A 4,145-nucleotide genomic window follows, 5' to 3' on the forward strand; every position below is an offset into this window, starting at 1 on the left:
TGTACTGCCCAGGGACGTTGGTTGGATGAATGTGATGACTCGCTGGAGTCGTTGACTCATGGGTGAGGACCTCCGATTGCACAGTGGAGTTGCTTAGACAACCGCTGAAGCGACCAGGAGGTCCTCATGTCCCACGCTAATGCCGCTTTGACGCCACGCCAACGCTTACGCGTCGCACGTTTGATTATTGACCACGGCTGGCCGGTGTCCCGGGCTGCCGAACAGTTCAATTGCTCCTGGCCCACAGCCAAGCGCTGGGCTGAACGGTACGCCGCGATGGGCGAGGCGGGGATGATTGACCGGTCATCGAGCCCGCACCGGGTGGCGAACCGGACCCCGCAGCATCTGGTTCGCAAGGTCGTGCACCTGCGTTGGAAGCAAAGGCTGGGGCCCATCGCGATTGGAGCGAAGCTTGCTATGCCTGCCTCCACAGTCCACGCGGTCCTGGTCCGGTGCCGGCTGAACCGGTTGCATCACGTGGACAAGCGCACCGGAGAGGTCATTAGACGGTACGAATACGACAAACCGGGCGCGATGATCCACGTCGATGTTAAGAAGCTTGGCAACATCCCGGACGGTGGTGGCTGGCGCTATGTTGGCCGCCAGCGAGGCAAGCAGAATCGGGCAATGACCCCGGAAAAGCCGCGAAGCATCCACCGCAACCCCCTGATCGGCACCGCCTACGTGCACACGGTCATCGACGACCACTCACGGGTCGCCTACGCCGAGATCCACGGTGACGAAACAGCTGCCACCGCGGTCGGAGTGCTGAGGCGGGCCGTATCCTGGTTCGCCCTCCGCGGCGTCCCCGTCGAGCGGGTCCTCTCTGACAACGGCTCAGCCTACAAATCGAACCTCTGGCGGGACACGTGCCGGGAACTGAACATTAAGGCCAAGAAAACCCGCCCTTACCGCCCGCAAACAAATGGCAAGATCGAACGCTTCCACCGAACACTCGCTGACGGATGGGCATTCAGACGCTTCTACGCGACCGAATCAGCCCGCAGAAACGCCCTCCCGGCGTGGTTGCACCATTACAATCACCACAGGCGCCACACCGCAACCGGAGGCCGACCGCCCATCAGCCGCTTAACCAACCTGCCTGGGCAGTACATCTAACCCTCTTGGGCGAACTGCTGCCGCTGGATGAACAGCGGGCTGTGGAGGCCTGCGTGTGGATGGCGTTTCGGAACGCCGCCAGGATCAGGCCGTTCCTTGCGGCTGAGGCCGATCGCAGCCACCGGGAAGTGGCGGCCTTGATGGGACGTGTCATCACCAGCCTGGTGCCCGCGGGTGCACCTGAGGAAGCCCTGGTGGTGGAGGCCGAAAGACTCTTGGCGACCCTCGACGGACTGTGCATGCATGCCCTGCTCCAGCCGGCCTGGATGACGGCCGGCATGTGCAGGGATGTCCTGGAACGGCACCTTGACGGGCTGGCTGCGTGACTGCCGTTAACGTCCGGAACGTGGGGGAATAGACTGATAACCGGGGGTGTGACACCGGATCAACAGGCCCGGTAACAACCGCCAGGGAAGGATTTCGGATGCACCAAACAGGCGGTTCCGGCTGGCAGATCACCACCGACACCTCGGGACCGATGATGATTGCCCTGTACGTCCGCGATGCAGCCGGGCTGGACGGCGCCGGCCATCCGGCCCTCTCGCACGCCGCTCCCAAAATCCGCCCTGCAGACCATACCCACCTCACGGCCGATGTTGGTGGCCTGAGCGTGCTTAAGACGGAATGGGAGGCCTGGTGGGCGCAGTTACTGAAGGCTCATCCCCAGACGTCGCCGGAACTGTCGCCGCCCAATTTTGAGGCCTTTGGCAATTCGCCCGCTCTGCAGCGGGTACTCCAGGCGCACTTCGGCGCCGCCCTTACGTGGGCGCGGGAGCGCAGGAGCGAATACGCCGAGCTGGAAGCAGAGCGCGCTGCCATCGGTGCAGACCAGCTGCTGGAGGACATGGTTGATGACAGGCTCTTGGAGGTAGGGCGGGACGCCCGTGACTTCAAGCTGACCATCATCGAGCTGCCGCTGAATGAGCAACGGGCCTGGTACCTCGAGCCGGACAAGATCATCATGAGCCACCAGCTGATGGGCCAGCCCGAGCTGTTCCGCAGTTATGTCCAGCCCGTGGTGGAAATCCTGGCTTAGAACCGCAGGCAGCTCAGCCCTTGACGGCAACCGGTGACACAGTGATCCGGACCTGTCCGTCGGAGGCCGACGATTCCTGCCAGCCGTTCCGCGCCGCTCGGTCCCAGGTCCGTCCGGCGACCTGTACCTGCGTCACCTCATATCCCTTGGCGTTCGCCACGGCCCACTGGGCAACCGACCAGGCCTGGCTGCCGCTGGCTTCAACCACCAGCGTCTGGCCTTCCACAGCCGTGTCCAGCGGTCCATAGGCCTCGGCCAGTGCGGCCGAAACGACGCCGGGGTCTCCGGCAGCCGCAGCAGAACGAAGTGTGCATTGAACGGCTTCGGGTGTCTGCCCGGACAGTCCGGAGGCGAAAGAGCGTCCCAATTGCTCATGCTGGGCATAGGCAGTGGGGAAAGCGGACCGCTGGACCCGCTGCGCGGCTTCGGTGATTTCCATCGACTCGTAGCCCGGGACCTGGACCAAAGCGTCGTAAAAGGCGTTTGCTGCATAGTACGGGTCCATTACCTGCGCCTCGCTGCCCCAGCCCTGCGAAGGCCGCTGCTGGAACAGCCCCCGGGAATCAGGGCCTGCCTGGTCTCCGTGGTCGATATTCCGCAGCTTGGATTCCTGCATCGCAGTGGCGAGTGCTATGCTCGCGGCCCGCGGCGGGAGCCCCCGCTGGACAGCGACGGCGGTGATCAGGGAAGCGTACACCGCCTGGTCGGGGGCCAGCTCTGCCGTTCCTCCGCCGACGACGGCGACGCAGCGTTCCGAAACAAGGGTCTCGGAACGCTGCACAAAAAACACCGCCGCGTAAACGCCGCCGATCACCAGTGCGAGGGCGAGCAGCAGCACCAGGAGCCGGCGCAGGCTTCGGCTTCGTGCCATAAGGATCAGTTGGCGTGCAGGGCGTCGTTCAGTTCCACTGTCTGGCCGGCGCGGGGGAGGACCTCCACCGCGCCGTTGGTGGAGTTGCGGCGGAACAGCAGGTTTGGAACGCCGGAGAGTTCCGCGGCCTTGACGATCTTGGTGGTGTCTTCGCCCACCTCGTCCTTGGGACCAGGTACGCGCACCCGTGTTCCGGCCGTGACATAGAGGCCCGCTTCCACCACCGAGTCGTCGCCGATGCTGATGCCGACACCGGAGTTGGCGCCCAGCAGGACGCGCTCACCGATGGTGATCTTCTCCTTGCCGCCGCCGGACAGCGTGCCCATGATGGATGCTCCGCCACCCACGTCGCTGCCGTCACCGGTTACCACACCGGCGGAAATCCGGCCTTCGACCATGGAGGTGCCCAGCGTGCCCGCGTTGAAGTTGACGAAGCCCTCGTGCATCACCGTGGTGCCTTCGGCCAGGTGGGCACCCAGGCGCACGCGGTCGGCGTCGGCAATCCTGATTCCCGTTGGTACCACGTAATCCACCATGCGGGGGAACTTGTCGACACCGTACACCGTGACTGCCCCGCGCCGGCGCAGCCGGGCACGGGTCAGTTCAAAGCCCTCCACCGCGGCGGGCCCGAAGTTGGTCCACACAACGTTGGGCAGTTTGCCGAAGATGCCATCCAGGTTGATGGTGTTCGGCCGAACCAGGCGGTGCGAGAGCAGGTGCAGGCGCAGGTAGGCGTCAGCGGTGTCGGCCGGGGCCTCATCGAGGTTGATCTGTACAAAGACCACCTTCTGCTCGGTGCCGCGGTCCTCGTCCGTGCCGGTTTCGGCAATCCGGGTGAGGACGTCGTCCGCGTTCTCCACCGAGCGCAGGTTTTCGGCGGCTACACCCAGGGCAGGGGCCGGGAACCAGACGTCCAGGACAGTGGCATCATCTGCGTTGCCTTTGGTAGACGCAATGGTGGCCACGCCGAAGCCGTAGGCGGAGCGTTCTTCGGTGGGGGCGTTCTGGATTTCGGGCACGGCGGAGGAAGCAGTCTCAGTCATGGCCCCAGTCTATCGACGGCGGGGGACCTGCTCCGAACTAGACTGGCTTCGTGACTGCCGAAACCGCCTCCGGACC

The 4,145-nt window shown here is 64.6% G+C and carries 4 protein-coding genes and 1 pseudogene; 3 read left to right on the plus strand and 2 right to left on the minus strand.

What is annotated here, in order from left to right; genetic code table 11:
- Nucleotides 1-126: 126 nt before the first annotated feature.
- The 3 genes and pseudogenes from AC5RWX_RS31000 (at nt 127) to AC5RWX_RS31010 (ending at nt 2,155) form a co-directional block, all read left to right on the plus strand.
- Nucleotides 127-1,119 carry an IS481 family transposase gene (locus AC5RWX_RS31000; protein WP_494100035.1) on the plus strand — a complete coding sequence of 331 codons (993 nt, stop codon included), beginning with the start codon at nt 127-129 and terminating at the stop codon, nt 1,117-1,119.
- Nucleotides 1,116-1,445: pseudogene (locus AC5RWX_RS31005) on the plus strand (TetR family transcriptional regulator C-terminal domain-containing protein); the annotation flags it as partial. The gene AC5RWX_RS31000 and the pseudogene AC5RWX_RS31005, both read left to right, overlap by 4 nt.
- A 98-nt stretch (nt 1,446-1,543) precedes the next feature.
- Nucleotides 1,544-2,155 carry a hypothetical protein gene (locus tag AC5RWX_RS31010; protein ID WP_494100036.1) on the plus strand — a complete coding sequence of 204 codons (612 nt, stop codon included), beginning with the start codon at nt 1,544-1,546 and terminating at the stop codon, nt 2,153-2,155.
- Nucleotides 2,156-2,168: 13 nt separating this feature from the next.
- On the opposite strand, the gene AC5RWX_RS31015 is transcribed toward AC5RWX_RS31010, so the two are convergent.
- Complete coding sequence (locus tag AC5RWX_RS31015) at nt 2,169-3,026, minus strand: transglycosylase SLT domain-containing protein (RefSeq protein WP_494100037.1); 858 nt, start codon at nt 3,024-3,026, stop codon at nt 2,169-2,171.
- A gap of 5 nt (nt 3,027-3,031) precedes the next feature.
- Nucleotides 3,032-4,069 carry a 2,3,4,5-tetrahydropyridine-2,6-dicarboxylate N-succinyltransferase gene (dapD, locus tag AC5RWX_RS31020; protein ID WP_494100038.1) on the minus strand — a complete coding sequence of 346 codons (1,038 nt, stop codon included), beginning with the start codon at nt 4,067-4,069 and terminating at the stop codon, nt 3,032-3,034.
- Nucleotides 4,070-4,145: the final 76 nt, after the last annotated feature.

This window comes from Arthrobacter sp. SPT-J7, from assembly GCF_059089965.1.

What these genes read in the sequence shown, in the direction of transcription:
- AC5RWX_RS31015 (WP_494100037.1), bottom strand. Translation starts at nt 3,026, where the DNA reads ATGGCACGAAGCCGAAGCCTGCGCCGGCTCCTGGTGCTGCTGCTCGCC.
- dapD (WP_494100038.1), bottom strand. Translation starts at nt 4,069, where the DNA reads ATGACTGAGACTGCTTCCTCCGCCGTGCCCGAAATCCAGAACGCCCCC.
- AC5RWX_RS31000 (WP_494100035.1), top strand. Translation starts at nt 127, where the DNA reads ATGTCCCACGCTAATGCCGCTTTGACGCCACGCCAACGCTTACGCGTC.
- AC5RWX_RS31010 (WP_494100036.1), top strand. Translation starts at nt 1,544, where the DNA reads ATGCACCAAACAGGCGGTTCCGGCTGGCAGATCACCACCGACACCTCG.